The sequence below is a fragment of the Halobacteriovorax sp. genome, from assembly GCF_048381875.1.
GTDB classification, from domain to species: domain Bacteria; phylum Bdellovibrionota; class Bacteriovoracia; order Bacteriovoracales; family Bacteriovoracaceae; genus Halobacteriovorax_A; species Halobacteriovorax_A vibrionivorans.
Genome location: NZ_JBLXBP010000001.1, coordinates 265,897 through 288,940 on the forward strand (window position 1 = coordinate 265,897; position 23,044 = coordinate 288,940).

General features: G+C 35.7%; 24 protein-coding genes. 13 read left to right on the forward strand and 11 right to left on the reverse strand.

All coding sequences use genetic code 11. The annotated features are described in order from the left end of the window. Positions 1 to 80: 80 nt before the first annotated feature. Positions 81 to 947 carry an acyl-CoA desaturase gene (locus ACN5L8_RS01260; protein WP_419172065.1) on the reverse strand — a complete coding sequence of 289 codons (867 nt, stop codon included), beginning with the start codon at positions 945 to 947 and terminating at the stop codon, positions 81 to 83. A gap of 161 nt (positions 948 to 1,108) precedes the next feature. On the opposite strand from ACN5L8_RS01260, the gene ACN5L8_RS01265 reads away from it, so the two are divergent. The 3 genes from ACN5L8_RS01265 (at position 1,109) to ACN5L8_RS01275 (ending at position 4,239) form a co-directional block, all read left to right on the forward strand. Continuing rightward, positions 1,109 to 2,653, forward strand: coding sequence for an FMN-binding glutamate synthase family protein (locus ACN5L8_RS01265; protein ID WP_419172066.1), 1,545 nt, complete (start codon positions 1,109 to 1,111; stop codon positions 2,651 to 2,653). Further along, a complete protein-coding gene (locus ACN5L8_RS01270) occupies positions 2,653 to 3,627 on the forward strand; it encodes a helix-turn-helix domain-containing protein (RefSeq protein ID WP_419172067.1) in 975 nt (324 codons plus the stop codon). Before ACN5L8_RS01265 ends, ACN5L8_RS01270 begins: the two co-directional genes overlap by 1 nt. A gap of 135 nt (positions 3,628 to 3,762) precedes the next feature. Further along, positions 3,763 to 4,239, forward strand: a complete 477-nt coding sequence (locus ACN5L8_RS01275) for a hypothetical protein (RefSeq protein ID WP_419172068.1) — start codon at positions 3,763 to 3,765, stop codon at positions 4,237 to 4,239. Positions 4,240 to 4,474: 235 nt separating this feature from the next. On the opposite strand, the gene ACN5L8_RS01280 is transcribed toward ACN5L8_RS01275, so the two are convergent. The 3 genes from ACN5L8_RS01280 to mnmD all read right to left on the reverse strand — a co-directional run bounded on the left by ACN5L8_RS01280 (position 4,475) and on the right by mnmD (position 6,947). Then, complete coding sequence (locus ACN5L8_RS01280) at positions 4,475 to 5,038, reverse strand: HNH endonuclease (RefSeq protein ID WP_115362550.1); 564 nt, start codon at positions 5,036 to 5,038, stop codon at positions 4,475 to 4,477. Positions 5,039 to 5,259: 221 nt separating this feature from the next. Then, entirely contained in the window at positions 5,260 to 6,192 is a 933-nt protein-coding gene (locus ACN5L8_RS01285) for an NAD(P)H-dependent flavin oxidoreductase (RefSeq protein ID WP_419172069.1), read from the reverse strand. Further along, on the reverse strand, positions 6,192 to 6,947 hold the full coding sequence (gene mnmD, locus ACN5L8_RS01290; RefSeq protein ID WP_419172070.1) for a tRNA (5-methylaminomethyl-2-thiouridine)(34)-methyltransferase MnmD: 756 nt from the start codon (positions 6,945 to 6,947) through the stop codon (positions 6,192 to 6,194). Before mnmD ends, ACN5L8_RS01285 begins: the two co-directional genes overlap by 1 nt. A gap of 76 nt (positions 6,948 to 7,023) precedes the next feature. Between mnmD and ACN5L8_RS01295 the strand changes: the two genes are divergently transcribed. Beyond that, entirely contained in the window at positions 7,024 to 7,719 is a 696-nt protein-coding gene (locus ACN5L8_RS01295; RefSeq protein ID WP_419172071.1) for a hypothetical protein, read from the forward strand. An 11-nt stretch (positions 7,720 to 7,730) separates the two neighbouring features. Here the strand turns inward: ACN5L8_RS01295 and ACN5L8_RS01300 are convergent, their stop codons facing one another. Continuing rightward, entirely contained in the window at positions 7,731 to 9,491 is a 1,761-nt protein-coding gene (locus ACN5L8_RS01300) for an acyl-CoA dehydrogenase family protein (RefSeq protein ID WP_419172072.1), read from the reverse strand. Between the two features lie 88 nt (positions 9,492 to 9,579). On the opposite strand from ACN5L8_RS01300, the gene ACN5L8_RS01305 reads away from it, so the two are divergent. Further along, on the forward strand, positions 9,580 to 10,188 hold the full coding sequence (locus tag ACN5L8_RS01305; protein ID WP_115362560.1) for a tRNA-uridine aminocarboxypropyltransferase: 609 nt from the start codon (positions 9,580 to 9,582) through the stop codon (positions 10,186 to 10,188). A 23-nt stretch (positions 10,189 to 10,211) separates the two neighbouring features. Here the strand turns inward: ACN5L8_RS01305 and ACN5L8_RS01310 are convergent, their stop codons facing one another. From ACN5L8_RS01310 to ACN5L8_RS01320, 3 genes are all read right to left on the reverse strand, one after another. Next, positions 10,212 to 10,646 (reverse strand): Dps family protein, encoded by a 435-nt coding sequence (locus tag ACN5L8_RS01310; protein WP_115362561.1) that lies wholly within the window; start codon positions 10,644 to 10,646, stop codon positions 10,212 to 10,214. A gap of 107 nt (positions 10,647 to 10,753) precedes the next feature. After that, a complete protein-coding gene (gene trhA / locus ACN5L8_RS01315) occupies positions 10,754 to 11,395 on the reverse strand; it encodes a PAQR family membrane homeostasis protein TrhA (protein ID WP_115362563.1) in 642 nt (213 codons plus the stop codon). 77 nt (positions 11,396 to 11,472) lie between these two features. Then, positions 11,473 to 12,297, reverse strand: a complete 825-nt coding sequence (locus tag ACN5L8_RS01320; RefSeq protein WP_419172073.1) for a hypothetical protein — start codon at positions 12,295 to 12,297, stop codon at positions 11,473 to 11,475. Positions 12,298 to 12,390: 93 nt separating this feature from the next. Here ACN5L8_RS01320 and ACN5L8_RS01325 point away from each other — a divergent pair, with 93 nt between their 5' ends. After that, on the forward strand, positions 12,391 to 12,867 hold the full coding sequence (locus ACN5L8_RS01325; RefSeq protein ID WP_334678576.1) for a GreA/GreB family elongation factor: 477 nt from the start codon (positions 12,391 to 12,393) through the stop codon (positions 12,865 to 12,867). A gap of 3 nt (positions 12,868 to 12,870) precedes the next feature. Here ACN5L8_RS01325 and ACN5L8_RS01330 read toward each other — a convergent pair whose 3' ends face one another. Beyond that, complete coding sequence (locus ACN5L8_RS01330) at positions 12,871 to 13,602, reverse strand: SOS response-associated peptidase family protein (RefSeq protein WP_419172074.1); 732 nt, start codon at positions 13,600 to 13,602, stop codon at positions 12,871 to 12,873. Between the two features lie 57 nt (positions 13,603 to 13,659). Here ACN5L8_RS01330 and ACN5L8_RS01335 point away from each other — a divergent pair, with 57 nt between their 5' ends. After that, complete coding sequence (locus tag ACN5L8_RS01335; RefSeq protein WP_115362572.1) at positions 13,660 to 13,935, forward strand: acylphosphatase; 276 nt, start codon at positions 13,660 to 13,662, stop codon at positions 13,933 to 13,935. Positions 13,936 to 14,016: 81 nt separating this feature from the next. Then, entirely contained in the window at positions 14,017 to 15,642 is a 1,626-nt protein-coding gene (locus tag ACN5L8_RS01340) for a S8 family serine peptidase (RefSeq protein WP_419172075.1), read from the forward strand. Here the strand turns inward: ACN5L8_RS01340 and ACN5L8_RS01345 are convergent. Together ACN5L8_RS01345 and ACN5L8_RS01350 are read right to left on the reverse strand one after the other, a co-directional pair. Then, a complete protein-coding gene (locus tag ACN5L8_RS01345) occupies positions 15,623 to 17,989 on the reverse strand; it encodes a hypothetical protein (RefSeq protein ID WP_419172076.1) in 2,367 nt (788 codons plus the stop codon). The genes ACN5L8_RS01340 and ACN5L8_RS01345 overlap by 20 nt on opposite strands. Then, on the reverse strand, positions 17,986 to 18,447 hold the full coding sequence (locus ACN5L8_RS01350) for a hypothetical protein (protein WP_419172077.1): 462 nt from the start codon (positions 18,445 to 18,447) through the stop codon (positions 17,986 to 17,988). Before ACN5L8_RS01350 ends, ACN5L8_RS01345 begins: the two co-directional genes overlap by 4 nt. 82 nt (positions 18,448 to 18,529) lie before the next feature. Here ACN5L8_RS01350 and ACN5L8_RS01355 point away from each other — a divergent pair, with 82 nt between their 5' ends. The 5 genes from ACN5L8_RS01355 (at position 18,530) to ACN5L8_RS01375 (ending at position 23,014) form a co-directional block, all read left to right on the forward strand. Next, the gene (locus tag ACN5L8_RS01355; RefSeq protein ID WP_419172078.1) at positions 18,530 to 19,888 is read left to right on the forward strand and encodes a hypothetical protein; all 1,359 of its coding nucleotides are present in this window, start codon (positions 18,530 to 18,532) and stop codon (positions 19,886 to 19,888) included. Positions 19,889 to 20,030: 142 nt separating this feature from the next. Beyond that, positions 20,031 to 20,480, forward strand: coding sequence for a hypothetical protein (locus ACN5L8_RS01360; protein ID WP_419172079.1), 450 nt, complete (start codon positions 20,031 to 20,033; stop codon positions 20,478 to 20,480). Between the two features lie 107 nt (positions 20,481 to 20,587). Continuing rightward, positions 20,588 to 21,580, forward strand: a complete 993-nt coding sequence (locus tag ACN5L8_RS01365) for a hypothetical protein (RefSeq protein ID WP_419172080.1) — start codon at positions 20,588 to 20,590, stop codon at positions 21,578 to 21,580. 78 nt (positions 21,581 to 21,658) lie between these two features. Then, the gene (locus ACN5L8_RS01370; protein ID WP_419172081.1) at positions 21,659 to 22,252 is read left to right on the forward strand and encodes a hypothetical protein; all 594 of its coding nucleotides are present in this window, start codon (positions 21,659 to 21,661) and stop codon (positions 22,250 to 22,252) included. 99 nt (positions 22,253 to 22,351) lie between these two features. Beyond that, on the forward strand, positions 22,352 to 23,014 hold the full coding sequence (locus tag ACN5L8_RS01375; RefSeq protein WP_419172082.1) for a hypothetical protein: 663 nt from the start codon (positions 22,352 to 22,354) through the stop codon (positions 23,012 to 23,014). The last annotated feature ends 30 nt before the right edge of the window (positions 23,015 to 23,044 follow it).

Here is a 23,044-nt window from a genome sequence, read left to right on the forward strand (position 1 = left end):
TCTTAAGTTGTTTTATATCGGGTAAGAAGAGGGAAAAATATACGCGCTATGATCTTCATAATCATAACGCGTATCAGGTATTACTGCGCTTGAAGGCGCGATTTGATAAGCTCTTCTTTTGTGCGTTTTAAATTCCAAGTTAGCCCAAGGAAGTTTAGGCCACGAATTAACCATTTTGTTGGATCAAAGTGGTACCATTTAATACCGTTGCGATAATCAGCTTGAAAAGTGTGGTGGAAGTTATGATATCCTTCACCATATGTGAAAAGCGCCATAATCCAACTATCACGTGCCGTTTGTTTCTTATCATATGGCCTTGTTCCTACAACATGGCATAGTGAATTGATAAAGAATGTGCAGTGGTGAACAAAGACGATTCTTGCAACACCAGCAACAAATAATCCTCCAAGCCAAGAGCCTGCAATTAGATGACCAAGAAAGGCCGGTAAGAGAAAGCTAAAGATAATAACAAATGCCAAATAGAACTTATGTTGAAACATAACCATTGGGTCTTTTAATAAGTCTTTTGAGAATTTGTATTCATCTGCATCTTCTAAGAGAAGAATCCAGCCCATATGAGCGTAGAAAAAGCCTTCATTGATATTATATGGATCATGGTCGGTATCTACCTTTCCATGATGAATTCGGTGATCATTACACCACTTTAATGCCGAGTTTTGTACAGCAGCTGCACCAAAAATCAATAAAAGAAGCCTAACTGGCCAACTTGCTTGATAAGATCTGTGGGCAAAGAGTCTATGATAGCCTGCTGTAATACCTAGTCCTGTTGCAATATAAAAGGCCAAAGAAAGGGCCATGATTCTCCAATCAAAACCGTCAACTTTAAGCCATGCAATAGTTCCTGCAATAGCTACAATAGGTGTTAATAGGAGAAAGATTGTATTTGTTTTGTTTAAGTTCTTAAATGAATAAGTTTTCGTGCACATTGGCGTTATCCTTGATTTGCGTGTGGTACTTCTTCTTAATTTATTTTAACAAGAGGCAAACAGATTCATTGTAAAACTAATGTAAATGTTGACGATAAGTTAGCTATAATATGTAAATATAAAATAAAAACTATTTCTTATAGTAAATGTAGAGGTCAAAAATGGCTTACTTAGGTCGCGGTATTAGCCCCAGAAAATTATTTTGGTGGTTCTTTTTTGTTACAAATATAGCAACTGTTTTTGCGGGAGAGTTCTTTAATGACTTCTTCTATTATCAATACTTAGTATTAGTTCCAATATACCTTTTAGGTTTTTATGATCTATTTCAAAGTGAACATACACTAAAAAGTAACTATCCTGTTGTTGGAAGGTTTCGTTATGTAATGGAAGATCTAAGACCTAAGATCTATCAATACTTTATTGAATCAGATGAAGATGGAACGCCGATTCCAAGAACAATTCGTAATGTTATTTATCAAAGGGCCAAGCTTGCTCTAAGTACTAAACCATTTGGAACTCAGAAGAATGTTTATCAAACTGGTTATGAGTGGATAAATCATTCAATGTATCCTAAAGAATTTAGTGAAGTTCAAAAAGACCTACGTGTTGAAGTAGGAAGTAAGCATTGTACTAAGCCTTATAGTTTATCAATTTTTAATATTTCGGCCATGAGCTTTGGGTCTTTGAGTTCACGTGCTGTTGAAGCATTAAATCGTGGTGCTAAGCTTAATAACTTTGCCCATAATACTGGTGAAGGTGGAATTAGTGATTACCATCTAAGTGGTGGCGGTGATTTAATATGGCAAATTGGGACTGGTTATTTTGGTGCCAGAAACGAAGACGGCCATTTTAGTGAAGAAAATTATAAAAATAAGGCAACCTTGGAACAAGTTAAAATGATTGAATTAAAACTCTCTCAAGGGGCCAAGCCAGGCCATGGTGGGATTTTACCAGCAAAGAAGAATACTGCTGAAATTGCAAAGATTCGTGGTGTAAAAGTTGGAACAGAAGTTGACTCTCCACCTTCCCATAAAGAGTTTAGCAACGCAAAAGAGATGGTTGAGTTCATTGAGCGCTTAAGAAAGTTGAGTGGAGGAAAGCCCGTTGGAATAAAAATGTGTTTTGGAAAACGAAGTGAGTTCGTTGATATGGTAAAGACATTTAAAGAACTTGATAATTATCCGGACTATATTGCAATTGATGGCGCTGAAGGTGGAACTGGTGCAGCACCACTTGAGTTTTCAGATTCTATTGGAACACCTCTAGTGGAAGGACTAACTAATTCTTATAATATCTTAAAGGAGTATGGCCTAAAAGATGAAATTAAAATATTAGCAGCGGGTAAATTATTTACTGGCTTTGATATTGTCAAGGCCATCGCTTTAGGTGCCGATGCCTGCTATGGGGCACGTTCAATGATGCTTGCAATTGGTTGTATACAGGCATTAACTTGTAATTCAAATAAATGTCCTGTTGGTATTACTACTCAAAATCCAGATCTAGTAAAAGGAATTAATGTTGAACAAAAGGCCAAGCGTGTCGCTAACTTTCATCATGCAACAATAGAGGCCGTAAGAGAAATTGTTGCAGCAGCTGGCTATGATTGTGTTACAGGTCTAAAACGAAAAGATATCTTTAAGCGTGACAGTAATCATGGAGTTCACTCTTACGAGGATATCTACCCCACATACAAGGTAGAGGTCTAATGGGTTTAGCTAAAGAACTTGATTATGATTTGCTTGCCCAGCAATTAATTCGCTCAATTCGTTCTGATAAAAGTCAGGAATGGGTGAATCAAAGACTAGGATCATCTTCAAATATTGTCCACCGATGGGAAAAAGGTCATTCGAAGGCATCGTGGGAAGACTTTCTAAAGTTTTGTGAAGTCTTTCGTATTGATATGAAGTTTATTTTCTTGTCATACTTACGATTTCAAGGTGGACCAGATGAAGTTGGGGAGTTGTTAAACTTCCTCTTCAGTAATAAGAGTTTAACGGATGTTTCAAAATCTAGTGGCCTTGCCGCTTCAAAGCTGCGTCGCCTAAAAAATGAAGAAACGAATTTAACATTAAACGACTTCTTACAAATTATTTTTGGTTTTGATGATATGGAGTCTATGGCCTTGGTTTATGATTTGGCGGCTAATAATTCAATTCCACTTTTAGATGAGAGTAATAAGAAGCGAATAGAGATTACAAAACATTACTTTAGTAATCCAAATATTGGCCTTGTCCTAATTTGCCTTGATCTTAATGCTTATAAGAAACTCTCATTCCATCAGGATGGCTTCATTGCAAGGGCCAGCGGACTTACTTTAAAAGAAGTTAATGAAATTCTTAGTCTTTGTGAGGAAAATGAATTAATCGAAATGAAAGATGGACTCTACCAATCTGGTCCCATTCGCGTTAGTGATCGTGGAACGAGAGAACAAATGCTTTCTATCCGTAAATTTTGGCTAGAGAAGTCGATTGCTAAAATGGGTAGTAAGACTGATCTTGATGCTTATGGATCAATGGTCTTTACTACTTCTCAAAAAGCTAGAAAGGATATTATTGGTCTCTATCTTCGCTTCTTTGAAGATTTCAAAAAGATTGTCATGGAAGATGAGGATGAAGATCTTGTGCCACTTATCTTAAATTTTAATCTTATTAATCCAGGTGATGATGACATAAATGATTAATAATTCATAAAAATGTCTCAATTTGTAAGCTAAGTTACAAAATCACAGATAGTAATCCTTGTTTTAATACCTATGCGTCTATTCAATGTGCGTATGAACCCATAATTTCTTTTTATAAACTTTAAGGGAGAAATTATGAGAAAACTTATTATCACATGTACTTTAATACTATTTTCATCTTTTACATTCGCTGAATCAGTTGCTCGTTTTCAATATAACTTCACACTAGAGAGTATGATGAGTGGAGAGTACGTTGCTGAAATGAATTGTGAAGTAAGACAAGTCCTACAATGGGGAAATGCTGTAAACGTTTTCAAATGTACAAATCTCATTGATGATAATGTTTTTCTTATGAAAGGTATCAACGGTGTTATTGGCTATAGTTACCAAAAGAATGTTGCTTACACGAAGTATTATCTAGGTGGAGCTAACGGCTTAGTTTCAACTCTACTTAAAAAACTTGGTGTCGAAGAGAAGATTCTTGGTGCAGGAATGGCCGAATTTTACTTCTATGAATCATCGCCTCGACTTGGTTCAACAGAAACAATTATTAATTTAGATAATGATGATGCATTAATTTTAAATATGTCAGATGTATATTATCTTAACTAAAGCGTTAGAAGGGGAGCAAGTGCTCCCTTTTACTATCTTAAATTCTCAATTAGATTAAAAATAATATCGTAAAGGGATATGCCGTTTAGGCGCTTGATGCTCTGAATAGAGTAAACTTCCATGGGAATGATGATTCTTCTTTTATTTGCTAAGCGTTTGTATTTTCTTCTCATTAATTTATCTTCCTCCTGTTAGCTAAAGTAGGAGGACCGATTTGGCCCTCCTTCGATTTAGGTTATGCGGCAAGTTCGAACTTCATTTTTTCTTTTGTTATTCTGGTTAATTTCTCAAAGTCATACGTATAGCGTTCTCTTAAAAGCTTGTTTTCTTTGATTGTATTAACAAGCGCCATAAGGTGATGACTTTTTCTGTAGTCAGTCTCTTCTTTGTTAGACTTTTCTTTATTACAAGTTGGGCAAAGCACTTGTAAGTTGTCGATCATAAACTCTAAGTGAGGATGAATCGACTTTGGTTTAATGTGGTCAATATGCATGTTTTCATGTTCAATACCGCACTTTAAGCATTTCTTTCCTTGAATGCGAAATACCTGTTTGCGTAGGTACTTCCAATTTTTTTCATTCCCAAACGCAACTTGGGACTTTCTAGTGTGAATAAACTTCGCAATTTCAATTTGCGTACGAAAATCAGCTTTTTCCATCTCAGGTATTGCGATTTTTGGCCTGATAACGAAAACAAATAGCGATAACATCAACGAGAGAGAGCCTATGTACCATACTAGTGTCATGGCCAGTTCACGATAGAAGTTAAATGATAATCCATTCATCGCGATTGCATTCATTGCGTTTACCTCCGTCAAAATGTCTTTTTACTCTGTGTGTTTTTTTGTGTGTATGTGTATTGTGTGCCTATTAGGACTTCTTCGACCTCCTCACATAGATAAGTTGCAAAGGATGTGCCAAAAAAGATAACAATTTTAGATGGTTATCATCTAAAAATTATGATTTATGGAGATAAAAAGTAACTGTTCATTTTAGTCAGGATCAGAGCGGCGCCACAAAATTAGAATATTGTGCTGAAATCTTTCATGAGCTCACTCACGCTTGGTAGATCCTTTATTGCACCTGAGGCTTGGCCTACTTCTAATTCACCTTCGTCTGTATCACCATCAAGCATACCAAGTTTTGCGCGTCCTTTTCCAAGGTGTTCAATGAGTTTTTCAACTGGTGCGCATTCAAGTTCTAACTTAAGTGATTCGGTTGCAAATTTATTTTTTAGAAGCCTTACTGGTACATGGGGTTTCATTTGAAGACGAGTATCTCCTGGGCCTGCTGCAATGATTTTATCTTTGTAATTTTGATGGGCACTACTTTCTTTGGTCATAAGAAAACGTGTACCAAGTTGTACGCCACTTGCTCCAAGACAAAGGGCGGCCTTTATTGTTCTCTTATCAAAAATACCACCAGCTGCAATAACTGGTATTTTAACTGTGTCACATACTTGTGGAATAAGACACATGGTTGTGATTTCATCACGCCCATTGTGGCCTCCTGCCTCAAATCCTTCTGCAACAATGGCATCAACGCCAGCGTCTTCACATTTCTTTGCAAGGGCCGGACTAGAAGTCACGTGAACCACAGTGCATCCTTGGTCTTTTAGAAATTTTGTATATTTCTTTGGAGAGCCAGCTGAAGTAAAAAAGATTTTTATCCCCGCATCAAGACACACTTGAATTTGTTCTTCGGCCAAACGATAGAGTAGTGGAACGTTTACACCGATATGTTTGCCATCTTCTAATAGGTCATGTGCTTTCTTTAAATGCTCTTTTAAAAGCTCTGGCTTCATTGAGCCTGCTCCAATTAGACCTAGCCCTCCAGCATTGCTTACAGCGGCCGCTAATTTTGATCCAGAAACCCAAACCATTCCACCTTGAATAATAGGATAGTCGATATTAAATAATTCACAGATATCTTTTCCACAGTCTTTAAAATTCATTAAATATCCTTATCACTAAAAGCAGGGGTCTTTGACCTTATTAATTCTTTTTCTAATTTTTCATCTCGATAAGACTCAAGAGTATAGGCCCTTGTGGCATTTCTCTTATTTCCAAAGCCTTTCATATTCGTGACGATAAAGCCTGCCTCTAACATCGCCTTACGTATTTTAACTGAGGCCGAATATGTTGTCATAACAGAATCTTTATTACATAAACTACGCAGATTCCTGAACCATTCTTTTGTCCACAAAGTGGGATTTTTAGTAGGCGAGAAAGCATCCTGAAAAATACAATCTATCTTAATATCTTCTAAGTCTAGATTCTTTATAGTTTCTCTAGCATCACCAAGTAGGATCTTTACTTGAAAATTCTCTCTTAGATTAAAGCTTATGAATTCTTTATTCTTTTCAAGATTACTTATATGCTTACCAATTGAAGCTTGAGAAATTACCCAATTGGCCAATTCAGGATCAATTTCCGTTGTGATAAATTTAATCTTATTAGCTATATCTTTAGTGCTTTCAAATGTTGCTAGTATTCCAAGGCCTACTCCAAGTCCTATCTCTAAGATCGTTATGCTAGAAGCTTGGGCCCTCTCTAGCACACTACAGCCTTCAACGTAATTATAGAGTGTTTCTTCTAGAGCACCTGCTGTTGAGTGGCAATTTTCATCAAAATGGCCACTGTGTAATGTTATATAACCATCATCTGTTGTAACTGCTTGATATTCGCTAAATTTTGTTTTGAATTTCATAGGTAAAACTTAACATTTCAGTGATTCAAGGTCTATTCCCATTAAGTTTTCTTAATTTTCGACGATAAGATATCTGATGAAAAGTATCGGCTTTAAGCTTCCAACATTCATTATTTCTCTCATTTTACTCTTAAGCTCATGTGGAGAATATGGTGGCGGAGTTGCGTCTTTGGCCAATCGAAATGTCGGTGATATTGTTGAGGTGCAATCATCTCTTGATGAACTTGGTACTAGCAATATTCGCTCAATTTGTTCACGTCTTAGGGCCATGAGGATGGATCTCCAAACGATTACTGATATTGAAAGTGTAGTCTTCAATGTTAAGTTTGGCTCTTGTATGAGTGGTGATAGTGTTCGTGATGTTGTTGCTGAATTAAATGCAAATTATAATGGAACAGCAACTCTTTCTGTAAAGACTAACCAATTTGATGTTCCAGGTACTCTTTTAGAATCACAGGTTCAAACAGATTTAAATGGTGTGGTGGCAGATTTTTGTAGCGCCTTTGCAAGTAATAGTGATGTTAATGCTGTTTATCAAAACTATGCAAATCAGGGAATTGTATATTCCTTCCCAAACACAAATACTTTCATTAGAAGTGTCGTCATTGATAATTCTCAGAATAAAGTATTAGTTGAGAAGCAAACTTATATTATCGAAGAAAATTCTATTGCTGATAAGAATGTTTTAGTTGAAAGAATCGAATACCAGTCTCAATGTGCTAATAAGAATGCAAAGGTCGATATCCAAAAACTAAATGAATACCGACCTTAGAATATTTCTTCTTATCTAATTTCCCAATCTTTATAAATTCCAGTAAGTCTAGGTGTAACAAGTGTATGATAGCGCTTAAATAAGTCATAGCGCTCCTTATCCATTGAAGAATGATTTGCTAACACTCTTAAAGTTTCAAGATATGAAAGTCCCTGACAAATTGTTTCAGCATGAAGCATGAGTTTATCGACATTATCTTCATTCATCCATGCTTTAGGATTAGTTAAGTCTGATAGCTTTTCTGGTTTAAGGCATTTCATAATCAACTTAATAAGATTCTTCTTAAAAGTATATTGACTACCTGAAAGCTCACGTTGGCCTAAGTTATCACTTGCTACCCATGCAAATGCAGGGTGCTTGATAAAGAGATTTGAGAAGTATTTTTGCGGATTTTTTGCAACATACTTAATCATATCCTTAAGTGCCATAAGGGCCTGAATTTGACTTGTTCCTTCATAAAGTAGTGGCCCAAATGAGTCTCTGTGATAACGGCTTACTGGATACTCTTCCATGAAGCCATAACCACCTAGAACTTGAATGGCCTTAGTAGAAAGCTGTGTATAAGCTTCACAAGCATAGTATTTAACAAGCGGTGTTCTCTTACGAGTCCAAATTGAAGCATTCTTAAAGATCGCCTCTTCTTCTTTTGTTAGTTCTCCAACTTCATTCTTTTTAAGATCTAGTTTTTGGAAGATATCATATGAAGAAATTGTATCAACTAAAAGAGCTCTAAGAGCATCTCTTTCTGTTTCAAAATCTTCTAAATTTCTTTTCATAAGTGGTAATTCAGATATAGGTTTATCAAATTGAACGCGCTCTTGAGCATAGTTCTTTGCATAACCGATACATCCTTCAATTCCACCTAAGGCCTGCATTCCTACAGCAATACGCGCCTCATTCATAAGGTGAAGCATGTATCTGAAACCTTTTCCTTCTTCTCCAATAAGACGTGCAACAGAGTTTTCATATACGATTTCGCATGTGAAAGATCCGTGCATTCCCATCTTGTGTTCGTTCTTAGCAACCGTATAATTAAGGCCTTCTACAGTTGGATCATCTTGTTCACAGATAAACATTGAAATACCCTCAAGTCCTTCTGGTGCACCTTTAATACGTGCTAGAACAAAACCAATTCCACCACCACCATTAGTGATGAATATTTTTGAACCATTTAATTTATATGTGCCATCACCAACTGGTGTTGCGCTTGTTTTAATCATTCCAAGATCAGATCCACAACCTGGCTCTGTCAAGTTCATTGATCCCGATAATTCACCTGCAACAATCTTAGGTATAAGTCTTTCGGCCGTTTCATGATCACAGAAGCGGTGAACCATATCTGCGATAGAAGTAAAGAATGCAAGTTGCGTACATTGTGAATTACATGCACGTGATAATTGCTCTAAGAGAATCATTAGGGCAACAGCTGGTAGTCCCATACCACCAAATTCTGTCGGAACACATAGGCCAAAAGCACCAAGTTCAGTTGCTTCTTGATAGAACTCACTTAGTTCTTTTCCTGGAATAGTGCGACCATCCTTAACAACACCAGCGCCATTGACGTCAATGGCCTCTGCGCGATTGTAAACAGCATCAGCTGCCCAGCTTCCAGTTTGTGTCATAAGTTCTTCAATAAAACTTATCACTTCTTCTTGATTGTTAAATCCATCTGCAGTTGGGAACTCTTTATAATAAAGAGGGATTATGGCCTTCCAGTCCACTGCGTTCTTTAACATCCATTGCCATTCTTTTTCATCGCTAAAATAATTCATTAAAGATTGATCCTTTTATAATTTAACTATTAACTAATATTAAGACATTTTTCGAGTAAATGTGTCAATTCTATGATAGTTAAACAGCATGTCAAAACCACGCCGAAATACACGTGAATCACGTTGCCCAACTTGTCGCATCAATACACATTGGTGCTTTTGTGAGCATTTGAGTAGTTTTCACAATAACACTGAAGTCATTATCCCAATGCATTATACAGAGCGATGGCTAACGAGTAATACTGCATATTTTGCAACCCTTGTACTTAATAAATGTAAAATTATGGAAAGGGGAAATATGTATGACCCCTTTGATCCAAACGCCTTTGATTTCGAAGAAAATAATTATATCTACTTATTTCCGACACAAGACTCACTACCTTTAAATGAGTTTGTGGCCGATCATCGAAAGACTTGTTTGGTTGTTCCGGACGGATCTTGGTCAAAAGCAAAGAAATTTCATAAAAGGGAAGATGTTCTAGCAAAAATGCCAAAATTTCATTTAATAGATGTTGGTGAGAGTATCTATGAATTAAGAAAGTCTCCAGGAGAGAACTTCTTATGTACTTATGAAGCAATTGCACACGCATTAAGTGTCTTAGAGGGAAGTGAAGTAAAAGATCATATGATGAATATATTTAAGGTCTTTGTGGAAAGAGTAAAAAAAAGCCGGAAAGGTGATTTCCGGCTCGATTGAAAAAATAGGATGTCGTAGTAATACTATTCGAGCATTGCTTTAAGTTGCCAGTTTTGTTTTTCTAGCCAAGCAACTTTGTCATCAGCATATGCTACTGTTGAAGCATCTCCTGCTTCGTCAGCAGTTCTTGATAATTCTTTAAATGCATTTAGGAAGTAGTCATTATCTTTTAAAATAATTTCTAATGACTCTTTACTAGTAAATGAAGACTCATTAGTTTCTTTAATACGACTAATCTCTAATGCATTGGCCATTGTTAGAACTGGTTTTTCACCAAGTTGTAATTGTCTTTCTGCAAGGTCATCAAAGATAACGGCGAACTCATTGTATAGAGTCTCTGTTAACTCGTGGATTGGAAGAAACATCATTCCCGTAACATTCCAGTGAATATTATGTAGCTTCATGAAATATACTTGGGCATCTGCTTGAATCAGTTTTAATTGGTTAATTGTATTCATACGTTCTCCTTTTTTGTTAACGTGATCAGTATAACAATAAGAATTATATGAATCCAATAAAGAATATATGTCATGTAATAGTCAAAATCTATTGAAATTTAGGTTTATTAAACGTATGCATACACCGCGTAAAAGTGCGATGTAGTCCCTAGAAGAACACAAATATGCCATATTGCATGACCGAGATAAAGGCTTTCACGCAAGTAGAAGAGAACTCCACTCATGTAACACGCTCCACCAATAACGATCCATTTTAAGCAGTCAAAACTTAAGTTTGATTGAAGTTCATTTCGAATAACAAGAACCATCCAGCCCATAGCAAGACAAAGAACAATTGTTAAAACTTCAGATTTGTTAAATGCAAATAATTTAATGAGAATCCCGATAAAGGCCAAGGCCCAAATATTGATCATCATCCACATTCCGGTTTCACCGCGAATGGCCAGCATTAGAAATGGAGTATACGAGCCAGCAATTAGTAAATAGATACCAATATGATCCATGCGACGAAATATTTCTTTAAGTCTACGACTTCTTTTGCTGTCAAGGCCATGATAGAGAGTCGACATACTATAAAGAAAAGTGATGGAGAGTCCAAATACGCTATAGGCAAAAGTATGTAGACCTGTTTGGGCCTTCATGATCATCATGACAGTACCAACGACACCAAGGATTATACCAAGGCAATGGGTTGAAGAATTAATAATTTCTTCAAATTTTGAATAGAGTTCTCCGTCTCTCTCGTGCATATTAAAATTATAGCAGAAGTTAAGAAATTCTATAGGTAGGTTATTTATTCACTTAACATTTTCTTAAGTAAAAGTGTCTAAGTGTCTGTATTTGCAAACCAGCAAGGAAGCCTCTTGGAAAGGGCATTTTCGCCAATTTTTCCACTTTCATAAGGCATTAAGGCACTATTAACGATAATATCCATACGACATTGCATACTAGGATAACTATCCTTTGTCTCTTTCACCACGAGGTTATCAGGTGTATGAAATTGTGGAAGTACATCGTTATTTACATAATTGATGGCCAAGGTGAAATCACGAGCAACTTGCATTGTCTCAAAACAAAGTCTTTTATTTAATTTATCTTCTAGAAACTTTTCTTCACAAAGAGATGCGGCATATGGATTAAGCTCTAGAGGTGCATCGAAGTATTTAGGATACTTGGTAACAAATTTCTTATAACAACTATTGGCCGCAAAGAAGTCTGATTGGCCTTCCGTGCTCATATGTTGCATTCCCTTAATTTTAATGCGGGGATATTCTCCAAGTAAATGCCCAACCTCATGACATGCTGTAAAGACAAAGGCCCTTTTGGTCATATCAGGCAGTCTTGCAAAGCCACCCCAGAAGTTTACTTGATAAGTGTTATTCTTTTCTTCGTATTTGGCCCACGCACTAAAATAAGGAGTCTCCCAATCTAGTGTTGCAATAACCATCGTTCGCCCTTGGCGACGAGCTTCTGTTTGATATAGTTGAGTGACTGTGCTTGCTATGAAGTAAAAGTCTTGTTGCTTTATCTCAGAGCCCAAATCCTCGTAAGCTAGTATCTGATATTCATGAGAATTTCGTTCTTTGCTCTTTATTGAGGCATCAGAGAACGAGGAAACCAGAAGAATTGATAAGAGAATGATAAACTTCATACCTGCCTTATACTTTCAATCTTTACCAAGGCATAAATAATTGAAAATAATACAGTCTTTTTAATATGATAAATATTGGATAATATGTTGGGTATGAAAAAAGAAACAGTAGCACAGGCCTTACTAGGTCATTTAAAAGATGAGTTTGAAAAGGCTCAAGAAGTTTATGAAAACTCACGTGGAGCTTCGCAAGAAGCGGATATGGCCCAAGAAGGTAAGTATGATACTCGCGCCATTGAGGCCGGTTATTTAGCAGGAGCCTTAAAAAAGCGTGTCGATGAGCTTGAAATTGACGTTAAAATGATTGAGGAGCTAATAGAAGAGCTTCCTCAAGGTAAGAAGGTTCAGATAGGCTCTCTCGTTGAGTTAAAATTTAATAATCAAACTCGTCATTATTTCATTACACCAACGGCAGGTGGAACTATGTTAAATGTTGACGGTAATGGACTTCTTGTTATCTCGGTTTTTTCTCCGATCGGAAACGAAGTTCTTGATCTTGAAGCTGGGGATATTTTTGATGTTGAAACGGGTGATATTACCCGAGAATACGAAGTCGTCTCTGTAAATTAATCTTTAACTTGGCCATTCATAGCTAAACTTTTCGTTTTCTTGAGCGGCCAAGATCTCATATGCATCACTTGGGTTTAAGTCTCTTGGATTTAGCCAATCATCTATATATTCATGATTTAGAAATATAGGACAACGATCGTGTCCCATTATTTCAACTTCATTTGGTGGATCTGTTGTAATTATAGCAAAGGACTTAAATTTAACGCTTCCATCTGTAGACTGCCATTCATCCCACAAGCATGGCGCCCACATGAATTCATTATTTGTTGGCTTGAACTTTATTAGAGTTTTCTTATTATCTTTTAATACCCACTCATAGAAAGCATCAAAACAAACAATGCCATGATTTCTCATAAATAGAGGAGACCATGTCTTTCTCTTTTCAAGTGAGTCGACTCTGGCGTTAAAGACATTAAATTTAGTTGGGATCTCTTCTGAAGAACCGTTTGGTCTTATACGATAGCGCATAGGAGAGATTAATCGCTTCTTTTCTTGTGACGTTATAACACTTGTAAAATAATTCGGGTAGATACGACCAAGTTCATCTGGGCCCTTAAAATAGCTTCCACTTGGTTTTCTTTTTAAGTTTAATTGTTTCTTAATTTCATCTGCCCCAAGCTTTGATTCAAGCTCTTGCATGGCCTTAAATTGGTTGTAGGATAAGCGATCAAAACCCGCATTCATCGTCGATGAAACTCTTTTTAAGTCACTTGCCGCTTGGATAGAAAAACACATAGATAAACTTTAACATATTTAAATTATTCGTCGAAGTGGATATGATATACTTTGTTCATGATAAATAGAAGATATAGAATTGAAGGTAAGGTTCAAGGGGTATTCTTTCGAAAAAGTACTCTTGAATATGTTAACCACCATACGCCTAATATTACTGGTTATGTTAAAAACCTTAAGGATGGCAGTGTTGAAGTTTTGGCCTGTGGTGATCTCGAGGATATTAATAATTTAGAAGCTTTCCTAAAAGAAGGCCCTGAGACTGCAGAGGTTGAGAAAGTAACATTGATTGAACAGCCAGCTGTTGCAAATTTCAAAGACTTTCAAGTTGGCTGAGAAAGCTGTCTAAAAATTTATCTTCCACAGTAATCTCTACAATCAAATAGCATGAATCTCTGATAATGCTATAAAGCATATATGAAAAAATGCTTATTTCCCCTTGTTGTCTTATTTAATATCAATACATTAGCTGTTGAGTGTCCAAGTCCAAAAGAAGTTATTGATGGTAGCTGGAAAACGATCTATCAATGCAATAATGGATCTCTTATTTCTTCTTATGAAATATATATGAAAACTGGCGCCCGTACAGGTCAGAAAACCTATGATGAATTGGGCAGAGAGACATCAAGTGATTCATGGAGTACAGATGGAATATATACATATCATTCGACTCATAATTATTTAGAAAATGGAAATTTTGTAAAATCAGTTTATGTAATTGAAGATGATAAAGTCACAAATAAAATAAAAGAAAAAGCTGAATACACTGGTGATCCACAAGATCCAACTTTAGTTAAGGACTGGGTCATAACTCAATCCTCATATCGCCAACAGGGAATAAGACACTATCGTGAACTCGAATATAAGCCGTATCGTATCGATGTTTTAAATAAACAGGGTGAAGTAACAAAGTATTATGAAGTCGTTTATAATATGAAAGCGCCCCTTGCTAATCTGGTAAGTGAGTTTAAGGCATATACACCTAATGGCAATCTTGTTGGAAGTTACCGAGAAGATGGAGAGTTTAGTGTTGCAAAGCAATTAAAGAAGTTCAATTTATCAAAGAATGAATATGAAAGAAGATTAAACGTATTTAATGATAAGACTCGTGAGCCTGTCGTTATTATTGATACTGGCTTTGATATTATGCACCCTTCTTTAACTCATAAATTATATAATTCACCATATGATATTGTTGGGGATGGCGTTGATAATGATGGCAACGGAAGAGTTGACGATTCATGGGGATGGCAAAGGCAAGACGATGCAGGCCTAAGCCTTTTACGTGATGATAATAATATTAGAGAAACACATTCTCTTGTTCATACTCCATATCCTGTATCTCACGGTACACATGTTGCGGCCCTTGCATTAAAGGATCTCGATAATTACGGACTAGTGGGATTTGCTGGTGATGTGGCCATTAGCGATCATTTGCAAAAGGCCGGTGAGTATATAACAGATAAGAATGTTAAATTCGTAAATATGAGCTTTGCTATAGGCTTTCCTGGTGCACCAATGTCTGCACCTCGTGATTCGTTTCATTTCCTAGAGAAAATCTTTGTCGATAACCCTGAGACGTTATTCGTTGTTGCAGCTGGAAATGGACGAGGAAGTCTTGATTTAGATTTAAAAGGTAATGATAATTATCCAGCAAGTTATGATTATGACAATATGATTAAGGTTGGAGCGTTAAATACTTCTAAATTAGAAAAAGATAAAATGGACAGCTATAGGCCAGCAAGCTTTTCAAAGTATGGTAAAACAAAAGTTCAAATATTTGCTCCAGGCCAAGGTGTTGTATCAGCACAATCTGGTGGCGGTACAATCCCGCTAAATGGAACTTCTATGGCCGCACCTTTTGTGACAAATATTCTTTTAAAGGCCCATCAATTAAACCCAAGCCTTTCACCACTAGAGCTTAAAGAGTTGTTATTAAAAACGGCCTACATACCAAAGAGTGGAAGGCTTCCATGTGAAAGTGGTGGGATTGTTAATCCCGATGCTTTCTATAAGGCCGTCCTTAAGGCGCGCGACCTTTAGATATTTGAGCAATTTGGCGTGACAGCTCTTTGATTTGTGCAATCTTTAGATCATTTACGTCACCTGAGGCAATGAGTTCTCTTAATTCTTTTGCCTTTGGTTCAAGCTTATTTAATAAATCTCGTCGTTTTTCATTTTTTTCTTTCACATGACCAAAGATCGTCTTTAGCTCTTGGCGAAGACCATTAAAATCATTTTTCGACTTTGCAGCAATTGTCTGATTTATAAATCGATTAAGTACCTGTTGTGATTCTGGCGATACCATTGGTATGGTATGATAGACATCAGCATCTTTTACAATCACTGAGTAGTAGCCATTATTATCTTTTATTGCGGAAATAGCACTGTCATTACCAATTTGAACTGTAAAACCTTTATTTTTTTCAGGAAATTTTAATGGAGCACTCTCAATATCAAATGCCATATTCATATTTAGAGAATCGTTTTGTGCGCGAAATCCTCTTGTGATACTTGAGATCACATTCGTTTTTCCTGATATCTGTTTAAGTGCCGATTCGGGGTCTGCATTACGAGTTATACTTCTTGCTACATGATAGATATCTTGTGAGTGATTATAAACTTCTTCCATAGAGAAATAATTTGAATATGCCTTACCATCATGTAACTTTCCATCTTCTTTGCTATGTTTTACACGAAGATCATAAACAGACTCTCTACCTTTTGAACGGTTATACTCAAATTTTGCATGTCTAAATTCATGTGGAACAGTGTTTTGATGATGACCTTGTAAAAGTTCATCTAGATTTGAAAAATTGAATGATACGGCCCTTGTTCCTCTATTTGATTGTCCGGCGGCTCCAACATATGTATCAGGGTAGAATAGGATTTTTTGTCTAAAGTCATCATTTCTAAAACGTTGAAGCTTTAAAACACCTGGATGATTTCGATCTGCTGCATATTGATTAAATTGAAGGGCCTTTGTTCTTATTTCGCGCTCTTGCTTTGTTTTCTCATCTTTAACTTTTCTCTTTAAAGTAATTACTCTTACTGCAAAACCTTCTTCATTTAATTTAGAAGCAAGATCTTCAATCTCTTTATCTCCAGGACTTTTCATCGCTCTTTGCAAATATGGAGTCGTAGGTAATGACTGTCTTTTCTCATTACCGATTTTTAAAAGTGCACTTTGTAGGCCTTTTGCAGATAAGAACATATTTTCAGGGCCTTTTTCACTTCGATAAAGAACTTTCTTCATTCTCATCATTGCTTCAGGTGCGATGATTAAGTTACTTAGTTTAGATTCTTCAAGTAGTTTTAATAATTGCTTAGCAGCAGGAGTACTTGATTTTAAAAGGTCATCTTTTGTAACCACTAGTCTGTCTGAGTTTTTTCCTTCAATTGTGATCGTATCTTTTCGAGTAGGTATACCAAGCTTTCTTGTCACACCTTCAATTACAGAAACAGCATTATTTGAGAGTCGATTAATATCTTTTGGATTCTGCTCAACACGTCGAGCATACGTTAGTTCAAGACGAGAGAGTAAGTTTGCCTCATGCTTAAAAGGCATTGTCGTATTGGCCGTTTCTTCATCATAATTATTAAATTCTGATTTATTATCGTCTAATTCATTTTTTGATAATAAAGTACTATCTAGCTCTTCATTATGAGCATTATCCGCTCTTTTTGATATTGAAGAAATCGTTCTTCCTCGATTAATAAGAAACTTTGCAACCTTGGCCATAACGATAGCAGGCGGTATTAAAACAGAGCCTGCAAATTGGCAAAGGGCCTGTGTTCTTGCAGCTGGGTTTAAACATGCGTAATTTTCTTGCATAGAAAAATACATTTCTTCTAGCATATTATAAATGACTTTTCCCATTGTGCCGGAGAAGTGTTTAGCGGCATTCATATAGTGAATTGGTCCCCAGCCATCTGTTTCACTTAAAGAGCGAGACCATTCCATAGCAAGAAAATGCTTTGCACTTTCCATTGTATTAACAAGTTCTTCATTTTTTTCTTGTCTTGTTTCAGAGTCAATAGTGTATTCAATAACAGAGCCGATAAACTTCATGAACTCAACAGCTGATCCCCATAGACCTTTTAAGCATGAGATAAATTCAACACCTGCATTTGTGTCTACAATTAAACTAGGGTCACATTGTCTTTTTCTTTCTGCCTCTATATTTTCACATGCAGGGGAGCTTGTAACGATCTCACAAAGTGCTCTTTCGTTTGTTTGGTCAAGTATATCAAGGTCTCCAAATTCAAGACAGCGAGTTTCAACTACATTTAGATCTAGCTCATAGTTACTTGTAGGAACAAAGGCGAGGGTTGATTGGGCCAATAAAGCTATAATTAAAGAGGATACAATAGTGAGTTTGATTCTCATTTATTTGTCTCCTCAATATAATTTAGCTTTTTCTTAAAATCGTTAATATCTTCTTTGGTTAGTTTTTTTTGAGATGTAATCATCGTGATGATGGATTTATTCTTTGATAAGATGTGAATCTCTTTAAAGAATGTTTTCACACTTCTTGAGTTAAGATAGCTTCCATTATTATCAATTCTTATTTCATCTTTATTCTTTTGAAACTTAAGGGATGATGTTTGAAAGTTTGAGAAATCTGCATACTTTAAAATCTTATTTCTACGTGCAAGATATTCTTGAACTTTTTCTTTGTTGTAATTTTCTAGTTTATTTTTATTATTTTTGACCTCAACGCTTATTCGTTTTGATCCATTTTTCCAAATATCAATATTGTCAAAAGAGAGGTCTTTAACCCAACTGCCATTTGCATAGAGTTGAAATTGAAAAAGTATAAATATCTTTATTAGTAAAAATCTCATAACCATATGAAATTTATCGGCTTTTTATTAAGAAAAATTTAATTTTCTAGACGCAGACTTGATGCCGATATATTCTATTGATATGAGTCAGGCCATCAAAAAGGTTTCAAGTTCTATTCGTAGTATTTTCAAGCCTTTATCGCTATTTATCGTTGTTATTTCCTATTTATTAATAGGTCAAGCTGTTGAATATCTCTATGGCCCTAAAGTATCGCAGTCTCTTGTGCTAAGTGGACCTTTCTATTTGTTCTTACTTACTGCAGTTAGTTTATCCTTATTATTAAATTTAATTAGAAAGCTTATAAGAAAAGAATTTTCTTGGCCTAGTTTACTTGTACATATAGGACTAATTGGATTGTTCACAGTTAGTTCTATCTCAAATATTGAAGGTCCATATAAGAATATTCAAGCAAGCTTAAAACTTAAAACTGGTGAATCTACTAACGAAGCGAAGCTTGAAAAATTTGAAATCTCCATTCTAAATAGAAATACAAAAGAGAAAGTCTTTGTCGATATTAATTACTCCCTTCGCCCACAAGGCTTAAATCTTGATTTTGGGCCGACATATCTACTGACTTATCTTCCATTCAGTCAAAGAACCTATAATCTACGTGATGCCCAGGGTGAGGTAAGTGCCGTTATTGAAGTCCTAGATAAGAAGTCTAGAGAAACTAAGAAACATCTACTTTCAACAAATAATTATGATTATGAGAACTTCTTTGTTTCAAATAATCGAGAGATCTTTCTTTATAATCAAGAGAAGTTAAATTGTTTATTGAACCTAAGTAATATTAATCCTTCATGTATTGTTATGTTAAGGAGGCGATCATTAAATGATCTAAAGAATGATTTATGCAAAGAGGGCAATTATCTTATCACTAAAAGTGGATTCATCTCTCTTGCCGATTCATGTCGATTAAATGAAGTAATGGATCGCTTAATTATCGATGATAAGATTGTCTCCCTTGTTAAGTATTATACTGACAAGCAGCTAGAAGAGGATTATCACTATAAACGAGACCTTGGCCTTGATAGGACTGATGTTATTAAATATATCGAAAAGCAAAGTCCAAAGCATGTACGTTTTATCAAACCAGGCCAAGATCAAGAGATCATTGATGTGGCCGGCGATTTTCACGATATGAGCTTTCAATATAAAAGCTATAAACTACCTTTTAGCATTAATCTCCAAGAGCTAAGTGGTAACAAAGCGAAATTGATATTAAATGGGAAAGAATATACTTTAGAAAAAGGTGATCTGGTAGAGACTCTGGACTATTATATTAGATTAAATAAGCTGGACTCTAAGGCCCGTGAAGCTAAGGTGTCAGTTTTTAGAGATCAGCTAAGATCTACAAAAACAACGTTCTTTTTAATCTTTTGCCTAGGCTTGATCCTTTTTACATTTTCTTTCACAAGAGAGCGCATGACATCGAAATGAGTTATTGCAAAGATCTGATTTTCTTAATTTAGTACAACTCTAATTTTAACCTTTCTTAAACTGACCTCCTCATTTTCCCTCGATATAAGATTGTTCAATAAAATTACAACTTTTTTAACAATTGAGGATAAAGGGAGAATTTATGAAGAACTTAGTTTTAATTACATGTGCACTATTTTCACTAACGGCATTTGGGAAGATGCAACAATCAAGCGTTATTATCGATTCATTTGATACAGAGGATAAAGCAAAGGAATCGTGCCTAATGGCAGAAGTGGAATATGATGAACTTAAAGACATAAAGATTGATGGCCTTGCTTTTGAATTTATTATTGCTCAAAGTAAAAAGAGCTGGGACTGTCGTGTAAGAGCAACTCTAGATAGCTATGACCAAGTATTAGCAAAAAAGACTCTTAAGCAGAAACTTACAACTGATTATGACAAGTCTTATACAGAATGTATGAAAATGAGAAATAGAATCATTAATACAACTCTAGGATACGTATTTGGTGATGTAGACTTCTATAAAGAAGGTGGATTCTTAAAGAAGAAAAAGCACGTATGTGAATTTAATTTTATCGTTGTTGAGTAATCAGCGCGCATAAAGGAAGACAGTGGTTTTGTGAGGAGGCTGCTGTTTTCCTATAATTTTTCTAATTCCTTTTGCATTTCTTTAAATTTATTCTATAAGTTCATTTAATGAAATATATCTCACTAATAATATTTACACTTCTCCAATATGGATTTGCCTCTAATAACCTAAATTTAGGTAAGAATGTTACCGTTTCTGGTATCTCTTCAGGTGGCTATTTTGCCCATCAATTTCATATAATCAATAGTGGATTTGTAAATGGTGCAGCGATCTTTGCAGCTGGCCCTTTTTATTGTGCTAGAGGAAATGCAATTACAGCAATGAAAACCTGCATGGAAGGTAAACTTGTTAGTGGCACTTCTTTATTTTCATACCAATATATAAATACTCTCCAGTTTAGTGGGCTCATTGATCCTGCCTTTAACCTTAAGGATGACAAGGTTTTCTTATTCTCTGGACTTCTAGATAAAGTCGTTCATCAAGAAGTGACAAATGAGTTAAATAGTCTCTATGAATTACTAGGTGTTAAAGAGCTTAAATACGTAAAGGACCTTCAGGTTGCTCACACGCTTCCAACTTTAGACCAAGGTGGAGAATGTACTAAATCGCAGACGCCTTTTATCGGAAATTGTAATTACAATGGTGCGCTAGAATCACTACGTACTCTTTATCCAGATAGACGAAAAGAAAACAATGTCTTAGGCGGAACACTTACTAAAGTTAGTCAGCGAAAATACTTCTCTTCTTTTGACATTGGACTATATAGGCCACTTCTTATGGAAGATGCATACTTGTATATCCCAAAGTATTGTAAAGATCATCAATGCGAACTTCATATTGCCTTTCACGGTTGTAAGCAATCGCTAGATGATATTGGAACTGACTATATTGATAAGTCAGGTTTTATAGAAGCCTCAGAAGAACTTGGACTTATCGTTCTTTTCCCTCAGGCCAAAAAGTCATTATCAGACTTTCAAAATCCTAACTCGTGCTGGGACTGGTGGGGATACTCAGGTATGGATTACTCTGTTCGCACTGGCCAGCAAGTACGTATTATTACTGATATGGTCAAAGACCTGCTCAATAAAAATATGCAATAATTACATGAATTCTATTAACACCTTGTCTGCTTGTTTTGCCATGGTAAATCCTATTAACTACAAAATAGGAGTATCCCCATGAAGACACTAGTAGCAGCATTTGCTATCTTTCTAGCTTTTGGCACGCAAGCGGCTGATTTTTCAGTTAATTTTAAGCAACTTTCAACTTATTCAAATGATTATAAAATTACAAAAATTAAAGAAGCGCGTTTTCAAGTGATGGCAACAAGCAAAGGTGGAATCCTTCGTTATTGTTATAAGGATTATGAGTCAAACTTCCCATACGCTCCACAGAAGAACCCATATTTCATAAGCCAAAATATTACTCTAGAGACGCAGGGAACAGTAGTTAATTTTGGCAAATTAATCCCTTTGTTTAATAAGTTTAAGGATGAGTTACAGGATGATTTAAAACTAGGATGTGGTACAAACGCATACTTATCTGGTCTTGTGGTTTCAGAGCTTGAGGATGGATCAGAAGCTCGATCTGATTTTACTATTTATTTTAAGAACAATAAAGTTACAATGGCGGCCAGTGCTTATCATATTGAGTTAGAAGCCGGAAAGACTGCAATAATTGATCTTATTCCAAGTGCTTTTTACGCTCAAAGTTGGCAAAGACGCTGGAGCGATCTTGATCCTGCTGTTGGAAATCCACAATCAAATTATTAAATAATCAAGGCCTCTTAAATATAGAGGCCTCTTTGTTCCGATACCTTTTTCATACATACTTGTAACAATTGGCACATGTGGTAAATATATCTCATTGATATGATCATAAGAGCTCTTATTCTATATTTACTGTGCTTTCTAGCATCAAACTCATATTCTAATACAGATGACAGGGATCTCTCTATTAATTTCGAATACTACGAAACCTTTGTTAACCGCTATCATATTAAGGAGATTATTGAGGCCAGAGGACAAATTGTTACAGTAACGAAGGATGGGCCTTTTACGAGATTTTCTAAAGAAAATTGTCATCAATCCTATTATAATCGCTTTGATAAGAATAAGCATTTTCGTCCATATACTTTAAAAAATAATTTCAAAATTTCGCTGGAAAGAAACACAAGTGTAAACCTAGGCTCAATTGCTGAAAAACTAGATCAGCATAGAAGTGTGCTTAAATCACTTATAAAAAGTAGCTGTAAAATAGATTCGTATATTACTGTAATATTAAAAGGTTTATTAAAGAATGGTCATGAATTTCAATCTGATTTTACAATAATTCTTAAAAGGCTAAATAAAAGTCATCCTGATCTATATCTATTAATTAAAGATAAGAGAGAAAAAATATCTTCAAATGATCTCAACCAGGCCATTCTTGGCCCGACTCTTCTAACTCGTGAGAATATGTGGAACGGTGTTTGGTTAGAGCTCGACCCATTGGCACCTCACTTGCAAATTAATACTCCATTACAACTTAATTAGCGCAATTCACTAGTGATATTGCCCTAGACA